The sequence below is a fragment of the Proteus vulgaris genome (genome assembly GCF_016647575.1).
Taxonomy (GTDB): domain Bacteria; phylum Pseudomonadota; class Gammaproteobacteria; order Enterobacterales; family Enterobacteriaceae; genus Proteus; species Proteus mirabilis_B.
Window position 1 is genome coordinate 1623306 of sequence record NZ_CP032663.1, and the last position, 26345, is coordinate 1649650.

29 protein-coding genes and 3 pseudogenes are annotated in these 26345 nt (G+C 33.3%); 19 read left to right on the forward strand and 13 right to left on the reverse strand.

Annotated features, from left to right (window positions below):
• Positions 1-188: 188 nt before the first annotated feature.
• From D7029_RS07475 to D7029_RS07485, 3 genes are all read right to left on the reverse strand, one after another.
• A complete protein-coding gene (locus tag D7029_RS07475; RefSeq protein WP_194952290.1) occupies positions 189-1136 on the reverse strand; it encodes an alcohol dehydrogenase catalytic domain-containing protein in 948 nt (315 codons plus the stop codon).
• 66 nt (positions 1137-1202) lie between these two features.
• Positions 1203-2303: an alkene reductase gene (locus D7029_RS07480; RefSeq protein ID WP_194952291.1), complete on the reverse strand. Its 1101-nt coding sequence runs from the start codon at positions 2301-2303 to the stop codon at positions 1203-1205.
• A 293-nt stretch (positions 2304-2596) separates the two neighbouring features.
• Complete coding sequence (locus D7029_RS07485; RefSeq protein WP_194952292.1) at positions 2597-3754, reverse strand: MFS transporter; 1158 nt, start codon at positions 3752-3754, stop codon at positions 2597-2599.
• 587 nt (positions 3755-4341) lie between these two features.
• Here D7029_RS07485 and D7029_RS07490 point away from each other — a divergent pair.
• Positions 4342-4509 (forward strand): annotated as a pseudogene (locus tag D7029_RS07490) (isocitrate/isopropylmalate family dehydrogenase); the annotation flags it as partial.
• Positions 4510-4618: 109 nt separating this feature from the next.
• Here the strand turns inward: D7029_RS07490 and D7029_RS07495 are convergent.
• A pseudogene (locus D7029_RS07495) lies at positions 4619-4933 on the reverse strand (tyrosine-type recombinase/integrase); the annotation flags it as partial.
• A 214-nt stretch (positions 4934-5147) separates the two neighbouring features.
• On the opposite strand from D7029_RS07495, the gene D7029_RS19040 reads away from it, so the two are divergent.
• Both D7029_RS19040 and D7029_RS07505 read left to right on the forward strand, forming a co-directional pair.
• Positions 5148-5288, forward strand: a complete 141-nt coding sequence (locus D7029_RS19040; RefSeq protein ID WP_419197858.1) for a hypothetical protein — start codon at positions 5148-5150, stop codon at positions 5286-5288.
• A 182-nt stretch (positions 5289-5470) separates the two neighbouring features.
• The gene (locus D7029_RS07505) at positions 5471-5929 is read left to right on the forward strand and encodes an Hsp20 family protein (protein WP_194952293.1); all 459 of its coding nucleotides are present in this window, start codon (positions 5471-5473) and stop codon (positions 5927-5929) included.
• Positions 5930-6125: 196 nt separating this feature from the next.
• On the opposite strand, the gene D7029_RS07510 is transcribed toward D7029_RS07505, so the two are convergent.
• From D7029_RS07510 to D7029_RS07520, 3 genes and pseudogenes are all read right to left on the reverse strand, one after another.
• Positions 6126-7166 carry a hypothetical protein gene (locus D7029_RS07510; protein WP_194952294.1) on the reverse strand — a complete coding sequence of 347 codons (1041 nt, stop codon included), beginning with the start codon at positions 7164-7166 and terminating at the stop codon, positions 6126-6128.
• 199 nt (positions 7167-7365) lie between these two features.
• Positions 7366-7862 (reverse strand): annotated as a pseudogene (locus tag D7029_RS07515) (integrase).
• 184 nt (positions 7863-8046) lie between these two features.
• Positions 8047-8904: a DUF2971 domain-containing protein gene (locus D7029_RS07520; RefSeq protein WP_194952295.1), complete on the reverse strand. Its 858-nt coding sequence runs from the start codon at positions 8902-8904 to the stop codon at positions 8047-8049.
• 917 nt (positions 8905-9821) lie between these two features.
• Between D7029_RS07520 and D7029_RS07525 the strand changes: the two genes are divergently transcribed.
• Positions 9822-10610: an abortive infection system antitoxin AbiGi family protein gene (locus D7029_RS07525; protein WP_194952296.1), complete on the forward strand. Its 789-nt coding sequence runs from the start codon at positions 9822-9824 to the stop codon at positions 10608-10610.
• 447 nt (positions 10611-11057) lie between these two features.
• Positions 11058-11294 carry a hypothetical protein gene (locus D7029_RS07530; RefSeq protein WP_228766748.1) on the forward strand — a complete coding sequence of 79 codons (237 nt, stop codon included), beginning with the start codon at positions 11058-11060 and terminating at the stop codon, positions 11292-11294.
• Between the two features lie 154 nt (positions 11295-11448).
• Here D7029_RS07530 and D7029_RS07535 read toward each other — a convergent pair whose 3' ends face one another.
• Positions 11449-11640, reverse strand: a complete 192-nt coding sequence (locus D7029_RS07535; protein ID WP_194952297.1) for a YqaE/Pmp3 family membrane protein — start codon at positions 11638-11640, stop codon at positions 11449-11451.
• Positions 11641-11766: 126 nt separating this feature from the next.
• Between D7029_RS07535 and D7029_RS07540 the strand changes: the two genes are divergently transcribed.
• The 5 genes from D7029_RS07540 (at position 11767) to D7029_RS07560 (ending at position 15369) form a co-directional block, all read left to right on the forward strand.
• Entirely contained in the window at positions 11767-12009 is a 243-nt protein-coding gene (locus D7029_RS07540; RefSeq protein ID WP_194952298.1) for a hypothetical protein, read from the forward strand.
• A gap of 187 nt (positions 12010-12196) precedes the next feature.
• Complete coding sequence (locus D7029_RS07545) at positions 12197-12580, forward strand: hypothetical protein (protein WP_194952299.1); 384 nt, start codon at positions 12197-12199, stop codon at positions 12578-12580.
• 96 nt (positions 12581-12676) lie between these two features.
• Complete coding sequence (locus D7029_RS07550) at positions 12677-13702, forward strand: DNA-methyltransferase (RefSeq protein WP_194952300.1); 1026 nt, start codon at positions 12677-12679, stop codon at positions 13700-13702.
• A 219-nt stretch (positions 13703-13921) separates the two neighbouring features.
• Positions 13922-14401: an Hcp family type VI secretion system effector gene (locus tag D7029_RS07555; RefSeq protein WP_036913626.1), complete on the forward strand. Its 480-nt coding sequence runs from the start codon at positions 13922-13924 to the stop codon at positions 14399-14401.
• Positions 14401-15369, forward strand: a complete 969-nt coding sequence (locus D7029_RS07560; RefSeq protein WP_194952301.1) for a DUF4225 domain-containing protein — start codon at positions 14401-14403, stop codon at positions 15367-15369. The genes D7029_RS07555 and D7029_RS07560 overlap by 1 nt, the downstream gene beginning before the upstream one ends.
• A gap of 29 nt (positions 15370-15398) precedes the next feature.
• On the opposite strand, the gene D7029_RS07565 is transcribed toward D7029_RS07560, so the two are convergent.
• A complete protein-coding gene (locus D7029_RS07565) occupies positions 15399-15764 on the reverse strand; it encodes a hypothetical protein (protein ID WP_194952302.1) in 366 nt (121 codons plus the stop codon).
• Positions 15765-16097: 333 nt separating this feature from the next.
• Between D7029_RS07565 and D7029_RS07570 the strand changes: the two genes are divergently transcribed.
• Entirely contained in the window at positions 16098-16493 is a 396-nt protein-coding gene (locus D7029_RS07570; RefSeq protein ID WP_194952303.1) for a lysis protein, read from the forward strand.
• 6 nt (positions 16494-16499) lie between these two features.
• Here the strand turns inward: D7029_RS07570 and D7029_RS07575 are convergent, their stop codons facing one another.
• The gene (locus D7029_RS07575; protein ID WP_194952304.1) at positions 16500-16799 is read right to left on the reverse strand and encodes a hypothetical protein; all 300 of its coding nucleotides are present in this window, start codon (positions 16797-16799) and stop codon (positions 16500-16502) included.
• Positions 16800-17285: 486 nt separating this feature from the next.
• On the opposite strand from D7029_RS07575, the gene D7029_RS07580 reads away from it, so the two are divergent.
• The 4 genes from D7029_RS07580 to D7029_RS07595 all read left to right on the forward strand — a co-directional run bounded on the left by D7029_RS07580 (position 17286) and on the right by D7029_RS07595 (position 19945).
• A complete protein-coding gene (locus D7029_RS07580; protein ID WP_194952305.1) occupies positions 17286-17786 on the forward strand; it encodes a hypothetical protein in 501 nt (166 codons plus the stop codon).
• Between the two features lie 29 nt (positions 17787-17815).
• Positions 17816-18055 (forward strand): hypothetical protein, encoded by a 240-nt coding sequence (locus D7029_RS07585; protein WP_194952306.1) that lies wholly within the window; start codon positions 17816-17818, stop codon positions 18053-18055.
• A gap of 236 nt (positions 18056-18291) precedes the next feature.
• Positions 18292-18960: a hypothetical protein gene (locus tag D7029_RS07590; protein ID WP_194952307.1), complete on the forward strand. Its 669-nt coding sequence runs from the start codon at positions 18292-18294 to the stop codon at positions 18958-18960.
• 601 nt (positions 18961-19561) lie between these two features.
• Positions 19562-19945, forward strand: a complete 384-nt coding sequence (locus tag D7029_RS07595) for a YgiW/YdeI family stress tolerance OB fold protein (protein ID WP_194952308.1) — start codon at positions 19562-19564, stop codon at positions 19943-19945.
• Positions 19946-20298: 353 nt separating this feature from the next.
• On the opposite strand, the gene D7029_RS07600 is transcribed toward D7029_RS07595, so the two are convergent.
• The gene (locus tag D7029_RS07600) at positions 20299-20694 is read right to left on the reverse strand and encodes a hypothetical protein (protein ID WP_194952309.1); all 396 of its coding nucleotides are present in this window, start codon (positions 20692-20694) and stop codon (positions 20299-20301) included.
• 254 nt (positions 20695-20948) lie between these two features.
• Here D7029_RS07600 and D7029_RS07605 point away from each other — a divergent pair, with 254 nt between their 5' ends.
• Complete coding sequence (locus D7029_RS07605; RefSeq protein ID WP_194952310.1) at positions 20949-21452, forward strand: hypothetical protein; 504 nt, start codon at positions 20949-20951, stop codon at positions 21450-21452.
• 76 nt (positions 21453-21528) lie between these two features.
• Here the strand turns inward: D7029_RS07605 and D7029_RS07610 are convergent, their stop codons facing one another.
• Positions 21529-23622: an autotransporter outer membrane beta-barrel domain-containing protein gene (locus D7029_RS07610; RefSeq protein WP_194952311.1), complete on the reverse strand. Its 2094-nt coding sequence runs from the start codon at positions 23620-23622 to the stop codon at positions 21529-21531.
• A 265-nt stretch (positions 23623-23887) separates the two neighbouring features.
• Positions 23888-24535: a hypothetical protein gene (locus D7029_RS07615; RefSeq protein ID WP_194952312.1), complete on the reverse strand. Its 648-nt coding sequence runs from the start codon at positions 24533-24535 to the stop codon at positions 23888-23890.
• Between the two features lie 201 nt (positions 24536-24736).
• Between D7029_RS07615 and D7029_RS07620 the strand changes: the two genes are divergently transcribed.
• The 3 genes from D7029_RS07620 to D7029_RS07630 all read left to right on the forward strand — a co-directional run bounded on the left by D7029_RS07620 (position 24737) and on the right by D7029_RS07630 (position 26262).
• Positions 24737-24892 (forward strand): hypothetical protein, encoded by a 156-nt coding sequence (locus tag D7029_RS07620; RefSeq protein ID WP_194952313.1) that lies wholly within the window; start codon positions 24737-24739, stop codon positions 24890-24892.
• A 123-nt stretch (positions 24893-25015) separates the two neighbouring features.
• Positions 25016-25357 carry a hypothetical protein gene (locus D7029_RS07625; protein WP_194952314.1) on the forward strand — a complete coding sequence of 114 codons (342 nt, stop codon included), beginning with the start codon at positions 25016-25018 and terminating at the stop codon, positions 25355-25357.
• 557 nt (positions 25358-25914) lie between these two features.
• Entirely contained in the window at positions 25915-26262 is a 348-nt protein-coding gene (locus D7029_RS07630) for a hypothetical protein (protein WP_088495830.1), read from the forward strand.
• Positions 26263-26345 lie beyond the last annotated feature (83 nt).

The window sequence follows — 26345 nt, forward strand, 5'->3', positions numbered from 1 at the left end:
AAGTTCCTTTCAGATCTGAGGTGCTTAACGCGTGCCAATTCATATGATTAATAGAAAATGCGTATTTCGAGAGAGATGATAATACAGTGAGGACGTGCTTGTCGAAAAAACCAACGTATACGTTTGATTGTGTACGTTGGATGTGTTGTTCTATCGAAGTTAATAGTAAGTAAAACGACAGGGCACTACTAAAAGGTCACAACCGTTTTAATGTGAGAGTTTTCGCTGTGTAATAGGGCTTGAGGAAGTTGCTCGAATGCAAACGTATCGGGAATAGGACATATTAAGTCACCTGTCATTATTTGTTTGATTAATGCCTCTCCTGACAACATTAATTGCGTAATTGCAATATGTTCACCAAACTGATGAATGGCAGCCAGAGCAACTTCGTGATAAGAAATGGCCGTTGTAAACGCAGGATCAACAGGCAATTCAATTCGACCTAATATAGACACAATATGTCCATTCGCTTTGAGATGTGGGACTAATAAAGACGCATATTCGGGACCCGTGGCATCAAAGATAGCAAAATAGGTTTTATCAACCTTCGAATGGTGTCTAAATATTTGCTTAATTCCGAGTTTTGTCGCGGTGTCTTGTGTGGCACTCGCAGAAATAACATCGACAAGGAAACCCCGCTGTCGCAGGATCTGCACCAAAAATTGATTAACCGCACCTAGCCCTGAAACTAATACACTTTCGCCGTTATTCACGGGAACTTTTTCAGCTGATTGCCATGCAGTGAGTAATGGGCATGGCGCCGCTGCCGCTAATGAAAATGACATTTCTTCCGGTATCATCATCACACTATTGGCATCGAGGATGGTATATCGGGCAAAACTACCGGGTTTTAACAAAGGGGCATGGTAACAAACTCGGTGGCCAATCAGCTCGGACGCGACATTATGTCCAACAGACACAATAATACCAGCTCCATCAACGCCTGGGATATGCCCCGAAGCCCAGTTGAGAGGGTTGTTCTGAATAAATTTATAGTCAACGGGGTTTATGCCTGCTGCGGCATTTTGTATTAAGATCTCATTATCCGCTAATTCTCTTGTTATTGAGGTACGTTGGATAACGGAATGCTGAGAGGCATCATATTGCCAGCTATCGTATTCTATGCTTTTTATCATAATGGTCTGATTTATATTGGAAATAATAAAGCCCCTGTTTGATGAACAGAGGCTATTGTGAATCACTTATTTGACTGTCGGGTAATCGATATAACCCGCAGCACCGCCACCAAAGAACAATTCTCTTATTGGTTCATTCAGCGGAAGATTATGTTCTAATCGATAAGGTAAATCTGGATTGGCAATAAATGGACGCCCAAACCCTATCAAATCAGCTGAATCTGATGCTAATGTTTGCTCCGCACGCTCCGCAGTATATTGCCCTGAGTAAATCATTGTACCGTGGAAAACAATACGCAATGCTTCTTTAAAGGCCATTGGCATAACTGGTGCATCTTCCCAATCGGCTTCAGCGATATGAATGTAGGCAACACCTATCTCATTTAAGACGGCGGCAGCGGCAAGATAAGTTGCTTCTGGTGTCGCATCTTCAGAGCCCATCAGCGTGGTCAATGGTGCTAAACGAACACCCACTTTTTCACTACCAATAGCATCGGAGACGCTTTGTGCCACTTCACGCAAAAAACGTAATCTGTTTTGCAATGAACCACCGTATTCGTCATCGCGTTGATTTTCTCGTGAATCAATAAATTGGTTGATTAAATAACCATTCGCAGCGTGTAATTCTATACCATCAAAACCGGCTTCGATTGCATTACGCGCAGCTTGAACATAGTCTTGAACAATACCTGCAATTTCTGCTGTTTCAAGGGCGCGAGGCATGGAGTGTTGAACCATCTCTCCAACGCCATCTTCAGGTCCACGACCTTCAGTATCCACAAAGACTTTAACCCCTTTAGCTTGAATAGCTGATGAGGAAACAGGAGCGGCATTATCAGGTTGTAAAATGGTGTGGGAAACGCGTCCAACGTGCCAAAGCTGTGCAAAGATTTTACCGTCCGCTTGATGAACAGCATCGGTGACTTTTTTCCAACCATCAATCTGTGCTTGCGTGTAGATACCTGGCGTCCAAGCATAGCCTTGCCCTTGGCGACTAATTTGAGTGCCTTCGCTAATGATTAGTCCAGCACTGGCACGCTGAGCATAATATTCAGCCATCATTTCAGTGGCGATATCGTCTTTACCTGCTCGTGAACGAGTCATTGGTGGCATAACAATGCGGTTTTTTAATGGTAAGCCACGTAAGTTATAATGCTCAAATAACATGATTCTGCTCCCGTATTTATCTCTTGCTAATCTGTCTTAAAACGTGATTAATTCATCACTGAGTGATAAAAATATAATCAATTGCAGATGCAAGATAAATATCACTCATTACAATACACTTTTGCGAAAAGTAGAATAATCACGATTCATCACTGCATTTTGAGGCGAAGGGCATTTGAAGGGAATTCGCGTTCTAGCGCGCGCCCAAGTCTTCGTAGATACCCAATATATTCAAGTTGGAATATTAAAAAAATAAGCCCCTCATTACTGAAAGGCTAATTGTCATAGGCGAATTAGTTCGTTTGTGTTTTTTGCTGATATGCATTTATCAAAACGATAATTAATGCTAAGGTTGCAATAATTGCCCCCATAACCGGAACATAGGCATAAGATAATCCGCCCGAAATCACAGCACCTCCTGCAACGGCACCAATGGCATTTCCAAGGTTGAATGCACCAATATTCACGGAAGAGGCTAACCCTGGAGCTTCACTTGCCACACGCATCACCCGCATTTGTAATGGCGGAACAACACCAAAGGTAGCGGCTCCCCAGATGACCATGGCAAACGTAGCACCTATTGAGTTTTGTGCTATAAATGGCATCAGTAACATGATGGCGGCAAGTAATAGTAAAAATCCTTTTAACGTCCCATCGACAGAACGATCTGAGAATTTTCCACCTAAATAGTTCCCAATTGAGAAACCGACACCAATCAGAACTAACATGACCGTAATCACGCCTGTACTCGCATCTGCAAGATACTCAAGTACTGGGGCTATGTAGGTGTACAATGTGAACATTGCACCGGCACCTAACGCGGTTGTTAAGAGTGCAAGTAACACTTGTGGACGCATCAACACAGATAGCTCTTGTTTAACATTAGGACGCACGCCAGCATTGCCTTTAGGAAGTGATATCCATAAGAAAATCATCGTGATGACCCCTAAACCGGCGGTGATTAAAAATGAAGAACGCCAACCTATCGTATTCCCTATCCATGTCGCAGCGGGAACGCCCCCAATATTCGCGATGGTTAATCCCATAAACATCGTGGCGATTGCACTTGATTGTTTTTCTACAGGAACAACGCTTGCAGCCACGACAGCTCCTAACCCGAAAAATGCACCGTGATTTAAACTGGTTAAAATTCGTGATAGCAATAAAAATTCGTAGTTGGGTGCAAGCGCAGATAAGAGGTTTCCAAGCGTAAATATAAACATTAAAATCATCAGTGCTTTTCTTCTCGCCTGATGAGATAACAATAATGTCATGACTGGAGCGCCCACCATGACACCAATGGCATAAGCGGTAATGAGCATGCCGGCAACAGGAATAGAAACGCCAGTGCTATTTGCGATAACAGGCAGTAATCCCATTGGGGAAAACTCTGTCGTGCCAATACCGAATGCACCGAGTGCAAGGGCAAATAGAGGAAGATTTATTTTCATTATTGTCTCGATAATAAGTGAGAAACAGATGACTGAATTTCGTTAAGTATGTCACAAAAAATTAAGGGATTAATTACTCAAATCAGCAAATGATTTCTATTAAAATCGCAATAATCAATGAAAGGATTGTTAGCGCTATTTAAATATACTCATTGAAAGAGGGAGATAAAATAGCATATCGTTCCTCATTTTATGGTGATTATTGGTGAAACTCTGGCAATACTGACAGACTAATGTTTCTTCAATTGGGCGTTAATTACGGTGAAATTGTAAGCCAATATGATTAACACCTGAGGCATTCATTGCGCTTAACTCTTTGATCAATCCATTTCGACCTGTTTTGACGCCAAAACTTAGATTTATTAGAATTTATATATCTAATATATAGTTTTCTATAGCCCCATATGAGGCTTTATCTTACGTTAATTGTTTATTAAAACTCAGTTGTATACCTAATATGTGGTTATCAAAACCAATAAAAGTATTATGGTAATCAATTGGTTATAAAAAGACATAACTATCGTCTTTTAGGTCTTTGAAGAGTAAATATACTTTAATAAACAAATAGTTAATGATGGTGGATTTATATAATGTTACGCCACATGGGTTGGACAGAAGCCGCTGACTTAATCATTAAAGGTATGGAAGGCGCGATTGCCGCTAAGACTGTCACTTATGATTTTGAACGTCAGTTAGAAGGCGCTAAACTGCTGAAATGTAGCGAGTTTGGTGACGCAATTATCAAACACATGTAATTGTTGATTTGATAAATAGTTAACGGGAGCTTATTAGTTCCCGTTTATTTTTTGTACTATAAAATTCTTCCCCAAAATATCCCCAAAACTCTTCCCCAAAACTGCTCAATTAAACAGCAATAATTTGCCATTCTTTGCCTCTATCGTCGTGGTATTTATCAGTCATATTTTGTGTTTTATGCCCCAATAATTTTTGTGTATTAATTCCTTGCTCACGATAAAGTCGTTCTGATAAAGAACGTTGTTCATGGAAAGTTGGTGCAGTACCTTTTTCCCAAGTTAACCCACATTTATCTCGCGCTTTTTTAAACGTTGTGGTTAATGTATTTGGTGTGACTTGTTCGCCTCGTTTCGCTTGTGCGGTGGTATGCCGATAATGCACGAGATATTTACTCACAACCGCGTCACGACATTGAGCAACAACATCCTTTAAGGAGAGATTGATAGCCATATTCGCAATTCATCAGCGGTGGGTTGCTGAGTTTGCTCATAAAAATCGAGTCAATGGGATGCTAGACACTATTAGTTTTCGTTTGAGATTAGATAGTAATTAGCGGAAGGCCAACAAGTTTCATTCACCATGGAAAATGGTATGAAAGGTCTAGCAGCAGGCAACGTGGTGGCTCTCTAAAGGCGCTATTACTATTCGCCTCTATTTTAAATGCCCAAGGTGTCGTTGTTCACAATATAGAACATCACAGTTTGATGTCATAGTGAACAATCCACACGGCGCAAAATGTATCTTTTACAAAAGTGTGATGACAGCTCAAATGAGTTAAGTATTAAATAGTTGAATATACAAAACCTCGCTTCGGCGGAGTTTTTTGCTATCTACAATCTCATATTGGTTAAAGGTAAAAAATTTAGATTTTGGCCTTGAAAAATACTTGCTCGTTCATATTTATATTTTGGGTAAATAAGATACCGCCCATAATTCACTAAATACTGAAGGAGGAGTTATATGCCTAACATTAAACCTTTTTCATTATTCCCAACATTATCTGACAACTTACTTTCAAATCGTTTTGATCAGATAGATCGCCTGTTTAGTCAGTTAACAGGCAGTAAGCCCATTGCATCACCTGTACAGACTTATAACTTGAAACAGATTGATGATAACCATTATGAACTGACAGTAAGTGTGCCTGGATATCAAGAAAATGATTTATCGGTTTCATTAAAAGGAAGTCGTTTATTGATTGAAGGGAAAATAGAAGAAAAATCAGAAGAAGACAATGATAAATGGCTCCACCGAGGCATATCTCAAGGGCAATTTACATTGCAGTTTGACCTCGGTAAAAATGTTAAAATAGATAAAGCCGATTTATCAAGTGGACTTCTGACTATTGCTATTGAGTATGAATTACCGGAAGAAGAAAAACGGCAAACAATAGCGATAGAAAATAAAGACAAAAGATAATTGAGTTAGATAACGTAAATAAGATTAAGGCTACGCATAATGTGTAGCCTTAATTGTTTTTGTGAGGGGTTTAAATTTCACTAATTCAAAGTTGAGTTCACAAGGTTTGTAAGTCGAACACAATTAGAGCAGGTTGTCTGGTTTGAGCGAATTGCAGATGTTACGATTAAAAAATAAGAAAAAAGCATATGTTCATTCACGCTATTGCCTGAATAGCTGACACGCAGATACCTTTTGTACCCAAAAATTGTTTAAGTTTAGGCCACGTAGATATGAGTTGGCTTGAATGAATCTCCTCTTCGGAGCTTACATGTTGGTCAAAGACAATTGGTGGAAGTTCTATTATTGGCTGTATATTTATCGACTCTTTAGCCTTCGAAAGCATTGTTTTAATAGAATTAAACAAGAATAAGTTGTTGTTTTCTATATCAGTTAGTCGCCTTTGTATATCCGATTTAGAAATCATTGTAATAAAAGAGTTATAATTCAGCGTCTCCATTTTAGTAGGACTTACTCCCAAAGTAATAAATACTTCTTTTAGACTTCTACTTTGTTGTTTATCAAAGATGTCTTTATAAGGTATTTCTGATTCAAAAGAGATCAGGCTTTTACTTATACCTGGCTGAGAAACTTTTGATGCCTCATTCAATAGTATATTTTTAAAATTTTTTAGGGTAATGATACTTGGAGCAACATCAACCTTTGAAAATAGCCTGTTATACTCAATTGTAGATAGTTTCTTTCCTTGCAGGAAAGAGATAATGGCTTGGAAAGTAGAATTATTCATTCCACTTCCCGATTGGGCAAGCCCAGGCATTGCAGTTGAGTTCATGGTAAAATTAGGGGATTTAAACTTCATGCAGAATGGACGATATAAATAGCCATCCCCTTCCTGGGAATTCCACAAAAACATTAGTTCTACATTAGGTTTATTTTTCGGATTCGCATCATTATAAGCGTATTTTAATATGTTAATTAAGTTTTGGGATTGCCCGTCAATATCAAAATATTCACCTTCCTTGAAGTTATAGGCAATGTTCTCTCTAAGGAAATCAACTATTTTAAAGCCTGAACGTATATCACCACTAAAAGCTACACAGAGATTATCAGTAACTTTGTGTATTTTTTGCACACAGTTATAATAATGAGTTTGTCCATTGGACTTTATTATTGTTGCCTGAATATCTGCCACGCAAACAAAACCATTAAAACAGTTTCCTCCAACGACCCAAGTCATAATGTCTTTCCTTGAAAATTAGATTTATTGTCAATTTTGACTACAAAATTTTAAGTATTGTATAACAATACCTGGTGAAACTTGGATTGGCTATTATTTAATTAATATGGATTCAGTAACGTTTTCCCAACTTACAAATCCAACATGTTGTCAGTAATGTCTGCTGCTGGCACAGGGCTGATAAACAGCCCTGATAGATTTATACTTCAATTGACTCAGAAATCTCCAATGCATCATCGACTTCAATGCCAAGGTAACGAACCGTGCTTTCCAGTTTTTTATGCCCAAGTAATAGCTGAATTACGTGAAGGTTCTTTGTTTTCTGGTAGAGATATGCTGAGCAGAACCTACTCGGGATTGGAAAATATAGTCCGCACTATGCAAGTGAGCCATTCTTATCCATGCAGCAACGGAATTTCTAGTTCCTTTAGTCAGCTCAAATTGGACAGGACTACCAGTCTTTTGTTGTAACACTGTTGCTCTGCTGGAGACTGAACTGCCATATGCAACATCTGATACCTTCAACTTAACGAGATCACAGCCTCGAAGTTTACTATCCAAGGCTAAATTAAACAAAGCTAAGTCGCGAATTTTCCCTTCTAACTCTAGTCTAATACGGATTCCCCAGATATGAGATATTTTAAGCGGTCGTTTTTGCCCAATGATACGATTTTTATTCCACGGTGACTTAGACATAATTAAATCTCCTATGATGTAAAGATTTAATTATGATTGTTATCCCGAAAGGAGCGAAGAGCGGACATTAACGCCAATTAAGGCGTGAAACACGCAACCACGAAACTCAATTTGAATACTGTAAACATTGAAATCAACCTAAACCAAAAATGCCAAGTGTCCTAAATCACTCTTGAATTGTTTGTTATGTGTCTTCGATACCATATTTAACTAGCTTCAAAATACTTTCATAATCTAACTTTGTTATTATCTCGATTGTTTTTAAATCATAAGTAGTTGGAGATAACCTCATTTCGTTAATAATGATGTTTTTACCTTCAAGCTTTTCAATTAACTTATTTTTTATTTCTTCCGGTACTTGACTGCCGATAAATACTTCAGCAATTTGGTTTTGCTTTAATTTTACTAACTGGGTATCTGTATTAGATATCTGCATAACTGCACGAACTTCATCTTCATACTCCCAAACTTTTGACTTGGTCAACATGAATTCTAGCACTTTGTTATTATTAGCATTTTCTACATAATCGAATTGTGATGGCCGCATATTACGATACTGTACTGGAAACAATGGAAAGTATGTCTCATTACTCCTATTTCTGATTTTTTTAAACTGGTCTGTTTCCACATGCAACGCGTCATTATTTTCGGTATTTTTATATGTTTTTATTGCAATACATATTCCTTTATGATTATCACCGTAATGAGACCACATTAAAAAATTTTTATGATCTCTTGTAGCACAGAATACTGCTAAATTATCTCTAAGACTTTCAATGAGCTGTTTTATAAATTCTTGCTCAGAAGTTAAAGCCATCGCTTTCTTAAAGCGTTCTCCAACTTCAACCGGTAATACTTCATTACAAAATCGTTCGATTCTCTCAGGGTCTAAATTTATTGTGGGTAAAAAGTCATACGGATCATTAAAATTGTTCACCTTTGAAAAAAATATTCGATCATTTATCAATATATCTAACGTGTATTTATCCAACTCCATAGTATCAGAGTTATATAGCTTTCTATATTTATAAATCAACGACATAGCTTTACCTTTTGACAGTCTGTTTTAGTTTCTTCAAGTTTATTTGAAAATGATTACATTATTGATGTGTGTAAATAGATCTCAGACTCATCGGTTGTACGAATCCAGATTTAAGATATAACGCTTGTTCGGCGGTAAGGCCCATATTCAAACACGGACTTTTCTGCCTTTGTAAATTTAATAGGTAGAACACTACATCGCTTTTTTATACCTGACAATAGGTTATGGTACAGTAGGTATTTACATTTACTACAATTATGGATTAATCCGTCTAATAAGCGTTATCGATAAAATATAGGCAAAATATTTAAACGTCCGCTCTTGGCACTAAACTGCCTGTAAACAGAACTCAAGAGACTAATTTGAGCGAGGAGCAGAAGTTGGTAGTTGTTCTAATTGCTGATAATGTCATTAATTAAATTGTGGTGTGTTAATCAGCGGAAAGAAAGTTACCGAGAATTTTTATATATGCCAATAGAGCAGGCTCTAGTTTACCAATTTTGTTATCAAAATCCCTATCAAGAACCATATAGTTCATTGCAATTGTCTCACACCGCCCGTACTAACAGACTCTATGGATAGCTATCTTGGCTCAGGTTTAATACACTCTTCATCAACAAACATATAATATGATTAACAATGTCCAACTGCTTACATTAAATCGTACGCAAAGCAACAGGCTTACATGAACAATGGAATAATTTTTTAAATTTGTCGAAGTTAATACACTTTTTATTGACAAAATTACAAGGTATTCATATTTCATTCACAAGTATTGGTGTGATTATTAACCATAATGTAGTAAAAACTCAACCATGGATATAAATTTAAAATTCATTTATTCTTTATGAGGTTCAGTCATAAATATCAATGAATTAGTTTATGAATACTTATCTTATAGAGGTTTCAGAGTACATATGAGCAAAGGTAAATTAGAACGTAGTTTATTCCCCAGTGTAGTATGTCATTTTACGAGACGCTCTAATGTTTTAATTAACATATTAGTGAGTAGGTTTTTTAAAGTTTCGTATGCAAAGGAAGAAATAATTGGGACGGATGCGACTAGAACATTTGGTATCCCCATGGTTTCATTTTGTGACATTCGCCTTTCTCAGTTGAATGAACATATAACAAAGTATGGAAAGTATGGCATTGCCCTTAGTAAAGATTGGGCAATCAGTAAAGGATTAAATCCTGTTAGTTACATTAGCAAGAATTGCTCGCTTTTTGATCGTCTAGATATGAGGTTACGTGAGTTTAGAGACTCTATGATGCATCTAAAATCAGATGGCTCTTATCATGAATATAAAATGGAGTTAGAACGATATAATGATTTCATTAATACAATGAGGTACATGAAAAATTATGAAGGAGATTTAATTAGAAATAACAAACCATTGATAAAAAATTATCGCTTTGCAAATGAACATGAGTGGCGTTACATCCCCAGCATAGAATCAGATATTATTCCAATAAGAAAAGTTCTCTCAAATACTAACTGGAAAACCGAGGCAAATAATTCAATAGTTCAAAATACAGCCTCTCAATTGAACTTTTCATTAGATGATGTGAGATATATTTTCATTAAGGATGATGTCATGAGTCATAAAATAATAAAAAAATTACAATCAATTCTTGATGAAAAAGACTTCGCCTTGGTTATGACGAAAGTGTTAATAACAACTCAAGTAATTGATGATTTTTGACGTATATTTATCTTGGATAAAATCTTTAAACTTTTATCTACAAACGTTGTTAATACTTGTTCGCTCTTGGCACTGTGTGGACTGTTTGATTAGCTTTAGCCTTAAATCATCGCAGTATTAGGTCGAATCCGATCATCTATATCTAAGTTGTTAATATGAAATCATACACCACACAATAAAAAAATGCCGATACGCTAGGAGTCATATCGGCATATAAAATAAACGCAAGAAGCAATGTAAGTCATGTCGCACTAATTCGTATTAAACCTGTCAATTCGATACACATGTAATGATAATTATTCTCATTAATATATTCAACCCTAAATTAAATAAGGTTACTTTGTAGCCTTTCCGTCTACGCCGACCACAGAATCAACACCTACTTATACCGTTCACACAAGAGCTGTGAGTCGGCATCTTATTAACTAAAATAAATCGGTAAATGTTATGTCAAAAGAAATAAACGAATTACAGTTTAGTCTTCACTATGCCTCAGAAACAGACAGTGAAATGAATACCTCTATCATTTTAACGGCGAATATCCATACGGCTGATGGTGAAACTCAACAACTGACACAATTAATTTGCACGACATCTCCTGAAGGGAAAAAGCAATATCGAATCGGTACACAAAAGATTAATGGTGCAGGTGACCCATTGCTGGTGGCGATTGAATCTTATTGACGTAAAAATACACAAGAAATCCGAAAACGTCTCCGCCTGAATTGATGGATTTTATGCCGATGTGAAAGAAGAAAATTACGGAAGAAGGGTGTGGGGTAATGTCACTGATAGTGTATTAGCTAATCGATAGCCCCACGTGAGTGGGGCTTAATCGTTAACCACCGCGAGACATTTTCTCAATTTTTTTATCCGTATTGTATTGAGAAAGGGCATAAACTGACCAGATAGTCGCAGGGATCCACCCAATTAAGGTGATTTGTAGGATAAGGCAGAAGATGCCAGCAAATGGGCGACCAATCGTGAAAAATTGTAACCAAGGTAGTAATAACGCCAGAATAAGTCTCATAAAACCCCCTCTATTATTAGAAATGTCAGTTTATCAATAATTAAACCAATAGCAAATAACAAGGAATATTGCATTTATTCAAGGTGAAAGTTTGCTTTTGTAGTGTTAATACTAAGGATTGAATTTATGGTGGGAGCATTAGGTAAATTAAATATTGATTTGACGCTGAATACGGCAAATTTCACAAATCAAGCATGTGATATATTAGAAATGATGCCACAGAGTACAGATAAGAATATAATAGAAATCGTAAGTGAATCTAAACTCAGTTATGAAAGTTGCGAATTTTTATTAACTCAATTGGAAATGGCAGGATTAATTTTAAGACAAAATAATTTTTATAAGCGAACAAGTAAGAAGGCTATTTAAATACTTTATGTTATAACAAAAGATATCAGTTTATATTTTTCTTGCATAAAAGATGAGTTTATACTTGATGAGTCGTAAATAAAGATAAGATTGAATAATATATTATTATAAATAAAAATTTAAGATAAAGTTTTTCGATTAATTGACGATATACATAATTACTTATCTTAAATTAGAGATTGGGCTTGTGAAAAAAATATTACTATTATCACTACTGTTTAGTTCTTCTGTGTTTGCACAAAATGTCGATGTAGGGCAAGTCTGTAAAGCGTCTGCGGCAACCATGTTTGGTCGAGATCATAAGATTATGCAATTAGATACTATTGAAAACGGCATTGCTTATGTTCATTACATTCGTTCAGTCGATAACAGTCGCTGGGCTATTAAATGTAAACTAAACGGTGAAAAGGTCATTTGGGCATCAAACAATGCTGATAGTTCGGGGCGATGGAGAGACGATCCTTTAGATAGTATTGTGAAATATTCTGTAAATGGCGGGGATATTACGATTTCTGAAATTTATAGTGATGGTTCTAAAACAGAAAAAACATATCCAATAAAAGAGCTATAAATTATTACCTGTTTTTGCACTCTTTTATGTTAAATATAAATACAAGTCAGAAGTTTGATAATTTCTGGCTTTTTTTTACCTCAATAAAAGATGTAGATGCAATTATATAATAATGACGCATTGGTTGTGCTGAAAGCGTTACCAGAGAATTGTATTGATTTGATAGTGACTGAACCCCCTTATTTTAGGGTTAAATCTTGTGCATGGGATAATCAGTGGGTAAATGAAGCTGAATATTTAGCGTGGGTAGATGACGTATTAACTGAGTTTTGGCGAGTATTGAAACCGAATGGAAGCTTGTATTTATTTTGTAGCTCTAAGCTTGCCTCTGATATTGAATTATTAGTAAAAGGGCGATTTAGTATGCTAAGCCATATTATTTGGGCTAAACCTTCTGGTCCTTGGCGACGCCAGAATAAAGAAAGCCTACGTGCATTTTTTCCTTCGACAGAGCGAATATTGTTTGCAGAGCATTATCAAAGACCTGTACAAGCGAAAGGGGCTGGGTTTGTTATAAAGTGTCGTGAACTCAAACAACAAGTATTTAAACCTCTTATGGATTATTTTATCGATGCACGATCAGCATTACAGGTTAGCGTTAAACAAATAAATAAAGTAACAGGAAAGAAAATGGCAAATCATTGGTTTGGTCGCAGTCAGTGGCAATTACCATTAAGGGATGACTATCAAAAGTTACAAATATTATTTTCACAACGAGCTACGCATATTGATCAATTATCACCGTTATTACGTACCTATGATGATTTGCTGTCAGAACATAAAGTTTCTCAGATACGTTATCAAGCATTGGTTGAAGAATACGGATTATTGAAGCGTCCTTTTTTTGTTACGGCTGATGTACCTTACACTGACGTATGGACATATCCTCCCGTGCAATATTACCCCGGCAAGCACCCTTGCGAGAAACCATCAGATATGATGGAACATATTATTCGCTCTAGCAGTCGTGAAGGTGATTTAGTGGCTGATTTCTTTATGGGATCAGGGGCAACGATAAAAGCGGGATTAAAATTGAATAGAAAAGTGCTGGGAGTAGAGTTAGAGAAGGAGAGATTTGATATGACGAAAGAGGAGATAAATAATTATTTAAGAAATATATAAAATATAAATAACTTCTTAATAAGAGTTATTTTCCCTAAGAGTAATTTAAATGTTTTTAATTTTAATAACGCAATAAAACAATTGAATATTATCCAGTTATTTATATAGTAAGTAATATTTTATTGTTAAATAATTCTTAATTAAATGGGCTTTAGATTTTCTTTATTAGATGTCTATTAAATGATGGATTATCATTTTCTATAAATGGAGATATATAAATTGGCAAATATTATTTATTTAAAATTAAATGGAAATAATCAGGGTTTAATTTCAAAAGGGTGTTCTACATTTGATTCCATTGGTAATAAATATCAATCTGGTCATGAAGATGAAATTTTAGTTTATGAATTTTCATCAAATCTTTCAATGCATCAAAATGTAAGTTTTCAACCAATAGATATACGTAAGACAATTGATAAGGCATCCCCATTATTATCTCAATCATTGGTCTCTAATGAGTTATTAACATGTGAATTTTTCTTTTATAGAACATCCGGTAATAGTGGATTGGAGTTATATTACAAAATAAAATTAACGGATGCTTCAATAGTAAATATTAGTTGTTTCTATCCTAATTCTATAACACATAATGAAGTTCAACCCGAAGAGTCATTATCAATACGGTTTAAGTCAATAACATGGGAACATGTAACCGCAGGAACAAGTTCTTATAGTATTTGGGATGAAAGGGTATTTTAATGTTTTTTAGTTTTGAAGAAAAATTTGAAAGATATGCTAATGATATTAAAAGATTATCCGAAGTATCCGCAAGATACCTACTTACAGATGATTACTGTAAACAAGGATATAGAAGTGAAATAGCAGAAGTTGTAAGGTTAATTCGAGCTGATTTTTATCGTGCTATATATAATCATAGAGAAAGACATAATCGTGTTAACAGCTTTAGAGAAAAAGCAAAAGAGGCATTTGGTGTGGGTTATCTGCCAGAAATAATGCAGTATCTCGATGAAATAGAAACTGAGTATGAAACTGAAATGTCTGCTTATTCTCAATTAAGAAAACGAAGCAAAGAGGTTTATGAACTAACTAAAACTTTTTCTGGAACGGGATGGTATTTTTATCTTAAAGGTAGTCAAACTATTATAGGAGGAGGAATACAAAGTGCTTTTGGATATTTAAGTTTTAAAACAGGCCGTAAAATTAAAAATAAAGAGATGCAAGGTGCTGGGATTATTGGTTTATCTCTCGGTGGAGGTAAGGTTTTTGACGGTGTATCAGATATAGTGTATGAATTTACAGATGGCGATATTAATTTTGGTGGAGATCCCGTTAAAGAGAGAATTCAGAAAGGATTTGAATTTTTAGGTTTGAATGAGAGCCATGGTGAGATAGGTTATGATGTTATTGATATGACTGTTAGCGTATATAATGGATTCGCTGCTTTTGCTAAATATGATTCACCTAATCGTATTATTCATTTACCTGTCACGATGGGCGGGAGAACTTATAGAGCAACACATTTTGATCGGTTGTTTACCAGCAAAGGTACTCGCTTATTTCGTTGGAGTTCATTAGATTTTAAGCGAAAATTTAGTGTTCATAGCAATCCTATATTACTCACTACTTTAGGCTATAATATGGGAAAACTTATCCTAATATTGAAAAAATATAATAACGAAGAATCAGCTATTGAAAATATTCAATAAATTAGATTAATGCTCTAATTAAAAACAGATCATTTTTTCATTATATAGGTCGTTACTGCAATTTTCTTTACTCTAAAGAATAAAATTAGTGATATTTTATTCTTAATACAATCATAGATAGTAATTACTAAACTCATGGTGAAGTAAATAAAAACTAAAACTAAGAATGAATAGAATAGATGAGGTGTGGAGCCTGATGTAATTATGCAAATGAAAACTATAGTAAGTGAAATAAATAATCCTTCAAATAAAATACGATCAAAGATAAATGTGTCAAAAAACCATTTTTTAAAACTTTCTTCTTTATTGGCTTGGTTGTTATAAGTTTGATTTATTTTTTTTATATCTTTGTCCGATAAGTTGTTCATTATTTTATCTATATCGAATTTTTTCATTATGTTTTTATCTCTAAATTATATCTTTATATTCAATAATAACATAATTAAATATAAAGTTGAATTATAAGATTTAATTATATTTATGAAGTGATACTTTTTAATAAAAAGGATTTTAAGTGCAATTAAAACGAAAATCAATTGTATTAAGTAGCACGAGTGCCATTACTATAGCCTTAAGTCTTATTAGTTATTTGGAAAGAATAAAATACAAATCCTATTATGATGCGAGTTTAGCTAAACGCTGTCAACGTGCTATTACTCATCATAGGTATTAATCAATAATGAATTGGAAATTTTATATCGCTACTATGATGATAGTTATTATTACTGATGGCTGTAAATGAACAATCAAAAAAACTCAATAGATTAAACGATGCTAATAGGGAGCTAACCAGTTGTTTAAAAGGGCTAGTAAATATAAATTACAATTATCAAAAACGGGTAACTCTATTAAATCAGCTAGATATTAAACACACTAAGGAATTAGTTAATGCGAAAAAGGAAATTGATAGGTTGCGCATTCTGGCTGAGCATAACCCTAAGCGGGTGTATATCAGAGCCGAGTGCTCCTCCCGTATCACTACAAATTCCGCCTCCAGCATGGATGATGCAATCCCCACCAGACCTACTGACACCGCTCTCCGAAATTATTGGCTACTTAGAGAAAGAATTTCCGAGTCGGAAAGAATGATTAAGGGATTGCAGGAGTATATTAATATAAAATAGTTATTTTTATGTAGTTGCAAATGTGTATAGGATTGGTGTCAGTACTGCTATAAATTGAAAAAACGCTCCCATAATAATTATTTTTTTTGAAGGGTTTGGATAGTTTGATATGGCGTAGTTGGCTAAAGCTAAGGCTCCAACTATAAAATATAATGATAACTCTTTATGATTATTTTCTATATAAACTCCAATGAATAGTAAAATAAAATATCCTAAAAAAGCTAAACAAGATAACTTTATTTTTATCCTATTTGGTTCGAAATCATTAGGTTCAAATTGCCTTTCGTTTTTCTTTACTTTGCTCATTTATAACTTCCGATTTTTTATTGATATATGGTAATTAAACTTGAAGATTTTTATTGTTTCAATTGTTTTATTTTGGTATTTTAAATTTATTTATTATAAACTTAATAAATTATAATTATTAATTGTCATATTAATGAAGTTTTTAAATTATTTTATAATTAAATAAAAAATCATGTAGTAACATTAGGATTATTTTTAAAAGGTACTCCCAATAGCCTCCCTTCCCGCGGGGCGGGGGCTTCGCGGAAAACGCCAAATTTTTTCATTTTATTTCAATATCATCACTACTTAATCAACCTATTGATTTTTAAATATATAAATAATAAATGTTGATTTGTGGGGGTTTTTTGTTCATCAACATATTTTACGTTCCATTATTTTCTACAGAAATTTTTCTTAATATTCATAAGAATGTGATGTAGTAACTTGTATTAATTACATTCAGCACGTATATCATAATTTATTATTCACAATGGAATTTTCATAATGAAACTTGAAAAGAAATTAATGTTACGTGTTTTTGGTGCAAGTAAGCGTGGTAAAACACAAACACTAATTCAATTGATTAGAAAATTAGGATCAGATAAAAGCTATTCTGTTTGTTTAGAACCGAAAAAAAAACCTTTTGCTAAAAATGACGAAATAGCTATTTTTGAGAAAAAAGGTTTAAAAATAGGGATATCCACAGGTGGTGACAACGAAAAAATTATAAAAAAAGCAGTAGAAGAGTTAATTGGAGAAAATTGTAATTTCATAATTTCTGCAACAAGAACTAGAGGCCAGACAAAAAAAGAACTTTATAAACTGGTCAACGAACATGAATACCAAAAGCAATGGTTCAAGAAAAATACCAATATAGATTATTGGTGTAATAAATGGCCTCATAAAGGTGATGCTTTTGAAAAAAGAAAAACCGCATATTTTAAAAAATTAAACGAAATAGACGCTCAATTTCTTTTTGACTATATTGATTCCCTAACACAATAAAGTTAAATACCATTGTGAACACCCGCTTAATGCGGTTTTTTTTATTTCACTATTTACATGCAATGATGGATCAAAAACTCAAACAGCTAAAACTCAATATTAGCCAGGTAGCTGCATTAAATGAAGAGGAAAAACCTGCACTTGCTGAGGTTTTATTTGCAGGCCAAATATCAACCATTAGTGTGACAACGGGGGAAGAGAATGAAATGGATAAAATAACCAGAAAAATTAAAGTTAATGAAAACGAGCTACGTGTTATTTTAAAATAAGTCCAAAGCCACTTTAGCTAAGTGGTCTCTTAGCTCCCACTTTCAAATAACTCCTCATTATCACTAATGCCTATTTTTACCTAATAATAGTGAATCGCTTACAATTACCGTATTAACTATTCAAAAAGTGGAATATTAATATAATATTAACGGAATTAATTAATGTAGGCTTTTTTAGTAAGCAACAAGGAATTTGTATGCGTTTTCTAATGTCGATTATTTACCTTAATCTGAGCTTGGCGTCTTTTCCATCAATGGCAATTGATGATGTTGATGACGATGGCACTATGACTGCCAGCTATTCAGGAGAATTATTTGATTGTCGTCAAGAGTTAATTAAGTTAATCGCCAGTAGTAACCATGCGTTAATTCGAGCGGAGCGTGTCACTACAGATAAGCTTGATCTTTTCATTGATAGGCGTGAGGGAGACGAACTGATAATTCAGCTTTCTGATAAAAGCCAAAAACCATCTAATGAATCTCCTGGTGCAGGCATGTTGGGGTGGGTTTCATATGATCTGAAAAGAAATCAACTGGAAGATGTAAGCACCAGTGAGGCCTTAACGTTCAATCATTCTCAAGGGCAAAGAATGCAGTCATGCCTCAAAAAAGAGGAAGAATGTCATCAAATTTTGAATACTATCCGACTGCAACCCTTCATCGCACAGTCACCAAAATGGCGTGTAATAGGGAAAGGAAGAGCCTATTTTCACGCAGCTCCGACAGAGCAATGTCGCCATAATAATTGGTTTGTAGTACCCGGCGATATTCTTCAAATCAATGGGATGAGAGCGACAAAACCAGTTGATGGAGATAATAATGATTGGTTATTGGTTGGATACGGTGATGCGCATGGATGGATAAATGTGAATAGATTAGAGCCAGTAGATGAACCGACAGAGTAAACGCTGGTCATCATTTATATTTACTTAGACTTAAAAGAGTACAACGACTCTTGGCTGTTTGCTTTGAGCGAGTAGCGGAAATTGATACTCCGGTATATCTTCCATGCTTTCTGAGTCTTTTAAATCAGCATTGGTAGATCACTTATTGGGTTTATTTTCAATATATTGGGATAATTGGCTTAGATAAGACATTGATAGGTTTACTCATGCTAACACCATTATCAGAAATTATTGGTTATTCCGAAAGCGAATTACAGAGTTAGAGTAAATAATTAAATGGTTGCAGAATTACATTGGAGAAGAATGTTTGAAATAAAAAACATTAATTAAACTCTCAGCATTATTTTGATAAATAAAAATGAAATTAAATTTTAATTCATTAAAATAATGTTATTTTTAATACGTATTAATACCTATTGGTTTATATTATTTAAAATTAGTTTATCTAATTGTCAGGTTTTATTTTTAATTGTTTTTTTTTGCAAATAGTATTTTTTTTAATTGACTCTGGAGTTGACTCCATACTTATACTTTAATCAGAAACACAAGTAAGGACTAACAAAAAGCCTTAATAAATAATTATTACTCCCTAGGAGGATTTATGAAAAAATTATTAATGGTTGGAGTGTTAAGTGCAGCAGTGTTAAGTTTATCCTTTAATGCAATGGCTAATTATAATGAAAATCACCAAGCAAATAGTGGTGGATTTGTTTCACAATCAACATCTGTTACTAGTATATCAAATGTAGATAATCTCCCAAATAATAGCACAATAATTATTGAGGGATTTATTGTTAGAAATATTAACCATAACGTCTATGAATTTAAAGATGATTCTGGAAGTATCCGTGTAAAAATTGATAATGATAAGTGGAATGGACTTAATGTCTCATCTGATACAAAAATTCGGATAGAAGGCAGAGTTGATAACCACCTAGTTCAAGATGAAATAAACGTAGGTAGAATATCTCTAGTAGGGCAATAACAACTAATCAAGGTCGTGCAAAGCATGACCTTGATTTTAATAGAAATTACAAAAAATAAAAGGGAGTGTAATAATGAGACTATTAAAAGATCCGATTAGTTATTTATTTATAATAATCTTAATTGCTATATCCTTTATTTATCGTGACTCGATTTTATTACTTTATAATTATGTTATATCTCAACAAGATTCAATTTCTAAAATTTTAGATAGTGTTAATAAAGTTGCAGCGCTATTATAAATAGCTACCAGTTAATCGTGATATAACATATTGATTGCGATATCTACGTCGATATCTTTTAATTACAAAATTTCATCGTCAAATATACAGCACAAAATTAAAACTAATAATGTTATTTAAGAGCATTCCTTGATAAAAATATTTCTCGCATCATTGGTGTAATTTCCCAACAATCACTTAGATCTTCATTATCAAAGCTACACCAATGAAAAATAGTATATGCATGTAGAGGGTATTCTTGCTGTAATAATGTGCTAACTTCTGATTTATATTTATCAATATGAGTGTCTTGCTCTTCTAGTGCTTGCAGTATAAGCATCATTAGTGTGAACTTTTGGTCATCATCAGATAGTTTTTTATAATGTGAAATATATTTATCTATATGCTGAGGGATCGAGACAATATAAGCCCAATCTTGCATCCAACGTTCATTGGGTAAATTCAAATCTGTGGCTAATTGTTCGATTGCAACAGCTGTTTCATAACGTGGAGAAGGGGGATTATACATAGTAAGGTCCTTATTGATTTTGTATCTCCAAGTAAAAAATTATTGTAATAGTAGCAGTATAATTAAAAAATGATACTAATAAAGCTATGTTATATAGTGTTACCACTAACTCAGTAGAGTAAAATCGTGTAAAATTAACTTTTGGTGTTATTAATAGTGTTAGTTGATGGTTTTTAAATTGAATATTTTAGGGTGGCATGGCTATTATATAATATAATTGTTGTTTTCTTCAAAATAAATAGATTGGGACTGGCATGAAAAAATATTCTTATTCTCAGTTATTCAGTTACACATTTGCAATTTTATTTATTATAACTGTATTCTTCTATTGGAAATTTGAGGTTAAAGAGTACGTTATAATTTCAAATATATCGATTAAAATAGCATTGGGGATCTCTGCTATTGGCTCACTAGTCTGCTTTTTTTTCATATATAAGAAAGCAACTTTTAATAAGACAGTAAAAAATTTATTAATGTTTCCTTTAGCATTATTTATTATTATATTTATTAGTGAATACTTTATACTTTCTAGTATCGTTTATTTTACTGGTGGAGAGATAAGCAGTTACAAATCCAGTTATTTATACGTAGAAGGAAGCAGATCATGTTCTGGTATAAAAGTAAATGATGAAAATGAAGGTGAAATAAAGGTTTGTGCTAAAATTGTTCACGGTAATATTTATGAAACTGGAAATGCAGTAATTTTGAAGAAAACAAACATGTTAGGTTTTGAGTTAATATCAGCAAAAACATACTAATATAAAACCGAAATAAAAACCTCATTATTTAATGAGGTTTTTATTTGTTGATTTTTTAAAATGGGAAATAAAATTATTAAAAGTTCATTCTAAATCCTACTGTTGCATATATTGGAGTTTCTATTTTATTACCATTTTGATAGTTTATTTCGGTATAAAAAAGAGCATCATTACCTATATTTGTTGTCAAACCAACGCCGTACTTACCCACATTCCCAGAATAATGACTATCAAATGATATGTTATTAATCTCTACTGTATTATTTTTAATAAATTCACGAGATATTGCTGCTTTTATGTAAGGCTTAACATTGTGGTTTGCAATCAGTAAATTACTCTCTAATGTGGCTCCAAATGCACCTTTTAAGCTATCAGCATCGTGGATATTTACTTTCATACCATTATCTAATACATAATGTGACTTACCAATATGAGAATAAAGGATCTGGTTATATGGTGTAAGTAGCAATTCATTTGAAATTTCAATAGGGTAGCCTATTTCTGTCGATGCTGTAACCGTATTTTGATTGTAATTTCCTTTAACTCTATTTCCTTCATTCATATTAGTGTTGATTTCATTATTAAGGTGATTCATCTTAAATAAAGAATCCACATAAAAACCTGAGTAATTAAGCCATGTTAAATAGATACCACCGCCATAGCTATTAATATCACCATTATTAATATTTTCGGATTTGATCTTACTCTTAGTATAAGAAGTTATTAAACCAAATAGTAATTGATCATTATTTATGGCTATTTTCTTATCTATACCAATTTGCATTCCATTTAAATTAGAATGGAATTGACTATAGCCTTTATCGTTAAAATGAGAATTATCATTTAAGTATCGAACCCATACACCTAGATCATTCGTATTTTCACGTAAGAACCCCATTCTTTGGCGTAAAGTACTCGTTTCAATACTCAATATATGCTGTGGTGCTGAAGCCATATTAATAACGGCTTGAGCACTATTACTTAATATAGGCTGACTCACACTTGGCTGTTTAGAGGTATCAGGCTGTTTAGAGGTATCAGGCTGTTTAGAGGTATCAGGCTGTTTAGAGGTATCAGGCTGTTTAGAGGTATCAGGCTGTTTAGAAGTATCAGGCTGTTTAGAAGTATCAGGCTGTTTAGGAGTATCAGGTTGTTTAGAAGTATCAGGCTGTTTAGAGATATCCGATTCACCATCTTTTCCACCTACAAGATACCACTCTGTATGACCATCATTAGTTTTACTATTTAGCTTATATTTCCAAACACCAACTTCAACATTACCGCCTTTATTTAATAAATTAAAACTAGCATCACCACTATTTACATAAACTAATTGAACATTTTTAGGATCAGAGATCTCCTCTCCGCTATCATTTATTTTTAATCCAAAATGTCCAGTTGCATGATCTGAAATATAAATATTATCGCTCAAACCGTCGGCTAAGCGGCTAGTTAAAATAAAAGTACCTTCACCAGTGAGTGTTTTTAATTCAAGTCGATTAAATTGCATGCCAGAAGCATAATAATCCATTTCAAGTTGGCTACCAGCTTGCATCTCTAAATTGTTAATATGAGTGATTAATTCTGGGCCTGGTTTTTCTTGTCTCGGGGCATCACCATCATCACCATAAATTTCGTTCCATGAAGGTACAATATACGTTTTACCTGCTAGTGTTAAATTTTCTATAAAGATGTTAGCTGAAGGAACAGGATCATTTTTGGATACATCAGTAGTTTCAGTATCAATGTTATCAATATATAATTCGGCACTTTTATCTATAAATAATTTACCTATAGATGATGAATTTGCGTTCATATCAATATTACTTGTACCTGTTACTACAGTATCTTTAATCGTGGGAATACCCACGTCTTTTATACCATGATCATACATACTAATATTGGCATCATCTTTAACAATTGTACCTATTGCTAGGCTGTCACCATTCATTCGTAATACTGACTCATCTTCAAGAATAATATTTTGAATTTTATGGTTATTATCTATATAAAGATTTGTTTTATTGCTATAAGTTGAATTAGATGTAATTTCATTATTAAAGAGATGATTGCCCGTTGTACTATTTTCTTTGGCATAAACTGAACCCGCTAAGAAAGATAATATACTTATAGTAATAATATTTTTACTAAAATGTTTATTCAGTAGCATAAAAAATGACCTTTTTATTTTTTATTGTGAAATAACTATTAAATTATTCTTAATGATCATATTGTTTGCTTTATTTATCAATTTAAATAACCTTAAAAAAATACATTTAGAATATAATCTTTCTTAAGGTGAACTCTATTAAAGAAAAATATAATTATTTATTATATAGAATAATATATCTTAGGTGAGTTATTTGGCTTATGGTGTTTTTTATTTTAAAAAACACCATAAGATAAAGATAAGAGAGTAATATAATAGCTAGCTATTATATTTTAGGTGCTTTGTATACTAAGATAGCAGTAAATATAGCCCATAAGAAACTGATGACTTTAAACCATTTAGGATACTTTTTTTGTAGAGAAAACCAGCAAAAAATAAAAGGGACCCACAAAGTGGCAACGGCTAAAATGGCAAATTTTGTTTTATAAAACCTTTTTGCTTTGAATTCTTTTTTAACTCTTTTTTCAATTTCTTTACCATTTCTTTCTACTTCAGCTCTTTCACTATTCCATGATGGATATTTATTATCTAACCAGCGAGTTATACCAAATAATGAGGTGGTAATTCTATTCTTTGCATGTTGACTGGTGTCACCAGAATATTTAATTTCTTGAATAATTTGAAAAAATGATACGGTAAGCCTAAGAAATTCACCGTTTAATTTTTCAAAATGCAATGGTTTGTCAGAGTTAGGGCTTTTACTTTTTTTCTCTGATCTTTCAAAACAACCAATCATTGTAGAAACTTCATCAACAGCTTTATCTACAAATTTATTAAACTCTATTTTTTGAATTTCTTGTGGTGATGGGCCATCATCAGAAAGACTAATTCTGTATGTAGTTCCTAAACCAGGAAAAATTGAGTTTCTTTTTCTTACATCGGCTTTTACGGTTCTTTTAGGGTTTAGAAACATGAATGATACCTATCTATTTTTTAGTCATCATGAATATGTTAATGTTTTTCCTAGAAATAAACAACGAACTATATCGCAAATATCCTATCGATAGCGCACTGCCAGTCATCTTTAAATGATGATTTTGTAAAACCCTGTAAGTCAGACCGTTCTGTTACTGTTTTATGCCAATATTTTCTCTTTTACAAATGGGGAATTATTATGTCTACAATGAAAACAGAAGTTATAGTTATTCGTTTAACAAAAAAAGAACGTGCATTATTGGATTCAATAAAAACAGCACCACTACTTGCAGATTGGATGAAGGAATTAGCACTTTCTAAATTACAAGAGCAAGATATTTCATCTAATAAATAGCTACTAATGCCGACGAGAAGGAATTTAGTCGGCATCATTATTTTATTATTTATACTATAAAATAGAATAGTAACAGTAATAATAGATTATAATTTATGCATGTTAAATTTTAAGGTAATAAGTATGGATACTAATAAAACTGAAAATAAAGTGGTGGGAAAGGGAATATTAATGGCATTTTGGGTGGGAGGATTGGTTGTTGCAGGATTACTTATCTACAATGAACTAAGCTCACATTCTAATTCAGGTGGTTGGTCAAGCTTATCCAGAGCCATAACAGCGGCTTTTATTATTTTGGGTGCTGGGTTCTATTGTTTTATCTGTTTTTTTATTGCATTAAATGAATGGTTAGATAATCGTAAAAATGAATACGTTAATATAGTGAGAGTTAAAATAGCCTTAATACTGCATGGCTTAGTTTCTATAGTTGTAGGGCTACTTGCTTCACCATTATTATTTAAGTGATATTAGCTTAATGAAACAAGCTGAGATAGATGTGAACAAAAAAACAGCTATTGATTAATAACAGTCTGATGTATGTACTCGTTGAAACTGATTAAGTGACATGGGATTAAATAATTTTAGTCTGAAAAAACAGTTAAATAGAGTTAAAGAGACTTGGATCTGTTGTAATGAAAAATGATATCAATAATGATTTTTAATAAAAAAGCCCAATGTGGCGGCATTGGGCTTAGTGACTCGAATAGATGGGTATAAAAAAACTATTAGAGATCGCTATAAATGTAGTGAATTTTCATTTTATAAATTAACAATAAATGCTTTTTTTTTAGTAAAAAGTGCTTTTGCACCTTATGTCGTCCAGTTTTAAGACAAATTGACGTTTTTTCATTCTTTTTTGTCAATCGGGCTTTTGTAGATCCACTTGTTTTTTTACTTTTTGCTATGTGAATAGATAGGCGATGTTCTCTTTATCAATACTTGGTAGATAACGATAAGCTGATTATAATCAAGAATTAATAAACTCTTTTATCGAGTATTCCTTGTAAAATTGAAGATGTAACATGAATAAAAACAATAAATTATTTATTACAGAACAACAAAAAATAATGTGTGAAAAATATGATGTTTCACCTCAAGAACCTGAAGAAATGGTCGCGATTGCTCTAGATAACTTAAGTGGTAATCCTATTTATGGAACTCGTATAAAACAATCAGAAGGCGATACTATAAGTTGGTTTTTTTATTGTGAGAAATATTGTGCAAGAAATGATTTTTATCAACCATTACATACAGAACATTTGGAAGAACTGCTACCTGAAGTAATAAATTACCTTTATTTACCAGAAGGGTATAATTTTATTATTGATAGAGAAGGATATGAAGATGTTTGGTTTGAAGAGACAAATTAAATAAGTATTTATCATTATTTTATAATTTTTAGACTAAGTAGATTTACATTTTATATATATTCTTATGCATTGAAATTTATAAC

Excerpts from the sequence above, each read along its gene's own strand:
- D7029_RS07525 (WP_194952296.1), top strand. The coding sequence starts at position 9,822 with ATGAGCAAAGGTAAATTAGAACGTAGTTTATTCCCCAGTGTAGTATGT.
- D7029_RS07530 (WP_228766748.1), top strand. The coding sequence starts at position 11,058 with ATGTCAAAAGAAATAAACGAATTACAGTTTAGTCTTCACTATGCCTCA.
- D7029_RS07480 (WP_194952291.1), bottom strand. The coding sequence starts at position 2,303 with ATGTTATTTGAGCATTATAACTTACGTGGCTTACCATTAAAAAACCGC.
- D7029_RS07630 (WP_088495830.1), top strand. The coding sequence starts at position 25,915 with ATGAATAAAAACAATAAATTATTTATTACAGAACAACAAAAAATAATG.
- D7029_RS07580 (WP_194952305.1), top strand. The coding sequence starts at position 17,286 with ATGAAACTTGAAAAGAAATTAATGTTACGTGTTTTTGGTGCAAGTAAG.
- D7029_RS07520 (WP_194952295.1), bottom strand. The coding sequence starts at position 8,904 with ATGTCGTTGATTTATAAATATAGAAAGCTATATAACTCTGATACTATG.
- D7029_RS07615 (WP_194952312.1), bottom strand. The coding sequence starts at position 24,535 with ATGTTTCTAAACCCTAAAAGAACCGTAAAAGCCGATGTAAGAAAAAGA.
- D7029_RS07600 (WP_194952309.1), bottom strand. The coding sequence starts at position 20,694 with ATGTATAATCCCCCTTCTCCACGTTATGAAACAGCTGTTGCAATCGAA.
- D7029_RS07540 (WP_194952298.1), top strand. The coding sequence starts at position 11,767 with ATGGTGGGAGCATTAGGTAAATTAAATATTGATTTGACGCTGAATACG.
- D7029_RS07625 (WP_194952314.1), top strand. The coding sequence starts at position 25,016 with ATGGATACTAATAAAACTGAAAATAAAGTGGTGGGAAAGGGAATATTA.
- D7029_RS07620 (WP_194952313.1), top strand. The coding sequence starts at position 24,737 with ATGTCTACAATGAAAACAGAAGTTATAGTTATTCGTTTAACAAAAAAA.
- D7029_RS07535 (WP_194952297.1), bottom strand. The coding sequence starts at position 11,640 with ATGAGACTTATTCTGGCGTTATTACTACCTTGGTTACAATTTTTCACG.
- D7029_RS07575 (WP_194952304.1), bottom strand. The coding sequence starts at position 16,799 with ATGAGCAAAGTAAAGAAAAACGAAAGGCAATTTGAACCTAATGATTTC.
- D7029_RS07510 (WP_194952294.1), bottom strand. The coding sequence starts at position 7,166 with ATGACTTGGGTCGTTGGAGGAAACTGTTTTAATGGTTTTGTTTGCGTG.
- D7029_RS07585 (WP_194952306.1), top strand. The coding sequence starts at position 17,816 with ATGCGGTTTTTTTTATTTCACTATTTACATGCAATGATGGATCAAAAA.
- D7029_RS07505 (WP_194952293.1), top strand. The coding sequence starts at position 5,471 with ATGCCTAACATTAAACCTTTTTCATTATTCCCAACATTATCTGACAAC.
- D7029_RS07550 (WP_194952300.1), top strand. The coding sequence starts at position 12,677 with ATGCAATTATATAATAATGACGCATTGGTTGTGCTGAAAGCGTTACCA.
- D7029_RS07475 (WP_194952290.1), bottom strand. The coding sequence starts at position 1,136 with ATGATAAAAAGCATAGAATACGATAGCTGGCAATATGATGCCTCTCAG.
- D7029_RS07565 (WP_194952302.1), bottom strand. The coding sequence starts at position 15,764 with ATGAAAAAATTCGATATAGATAAAATAATGAACAACTTATCGGACAAA.
- D7029_RS07570 (WP_194952303.1), top strand. The coding sequence starts at position 16,098 with ATGGCTGTAAATGAACAATCAAAAAAACTCAATAGATTAAACGATGCT.
- D7029_RS07485 (WP_194952292.1), bottom strand. The coding sequence starts at position 3,754 with ATGAAAATAAATCTTCCTCTATTTGCCCTTGCACTCGGTGCATTCGGT.
- D7029_RS07595 (WP_194952308.1), top strand. The coding sequence starts at position 19,562 with ATGAAAAAATTATTAATGGTTGGAGTGTTAAGTGCAGCAGTGTTAAGT.
- D7029_RS07560 (WP_194952301.1), top strand. The coding sequence starts at position 14,401 with ATGTTTTTTAGTTTTGAAGAAAAATTTGAAAGATATGCTAATGATATT.
- D7029_RS07605 (WP_194952310.1), top strand. The coding sequence starts at position 20,949 with ATGAAAAAATATTCTTATTCTCAGTTATTCAGTTACACATTTGCAATT.
- D7029_RS07610 (WP_194952311.1), bottom strand. The coding sequence starts at position 23,622 with ATGCTACTGAATAAACATTTTAGTAAAAATATTATTACTATAAGTATA.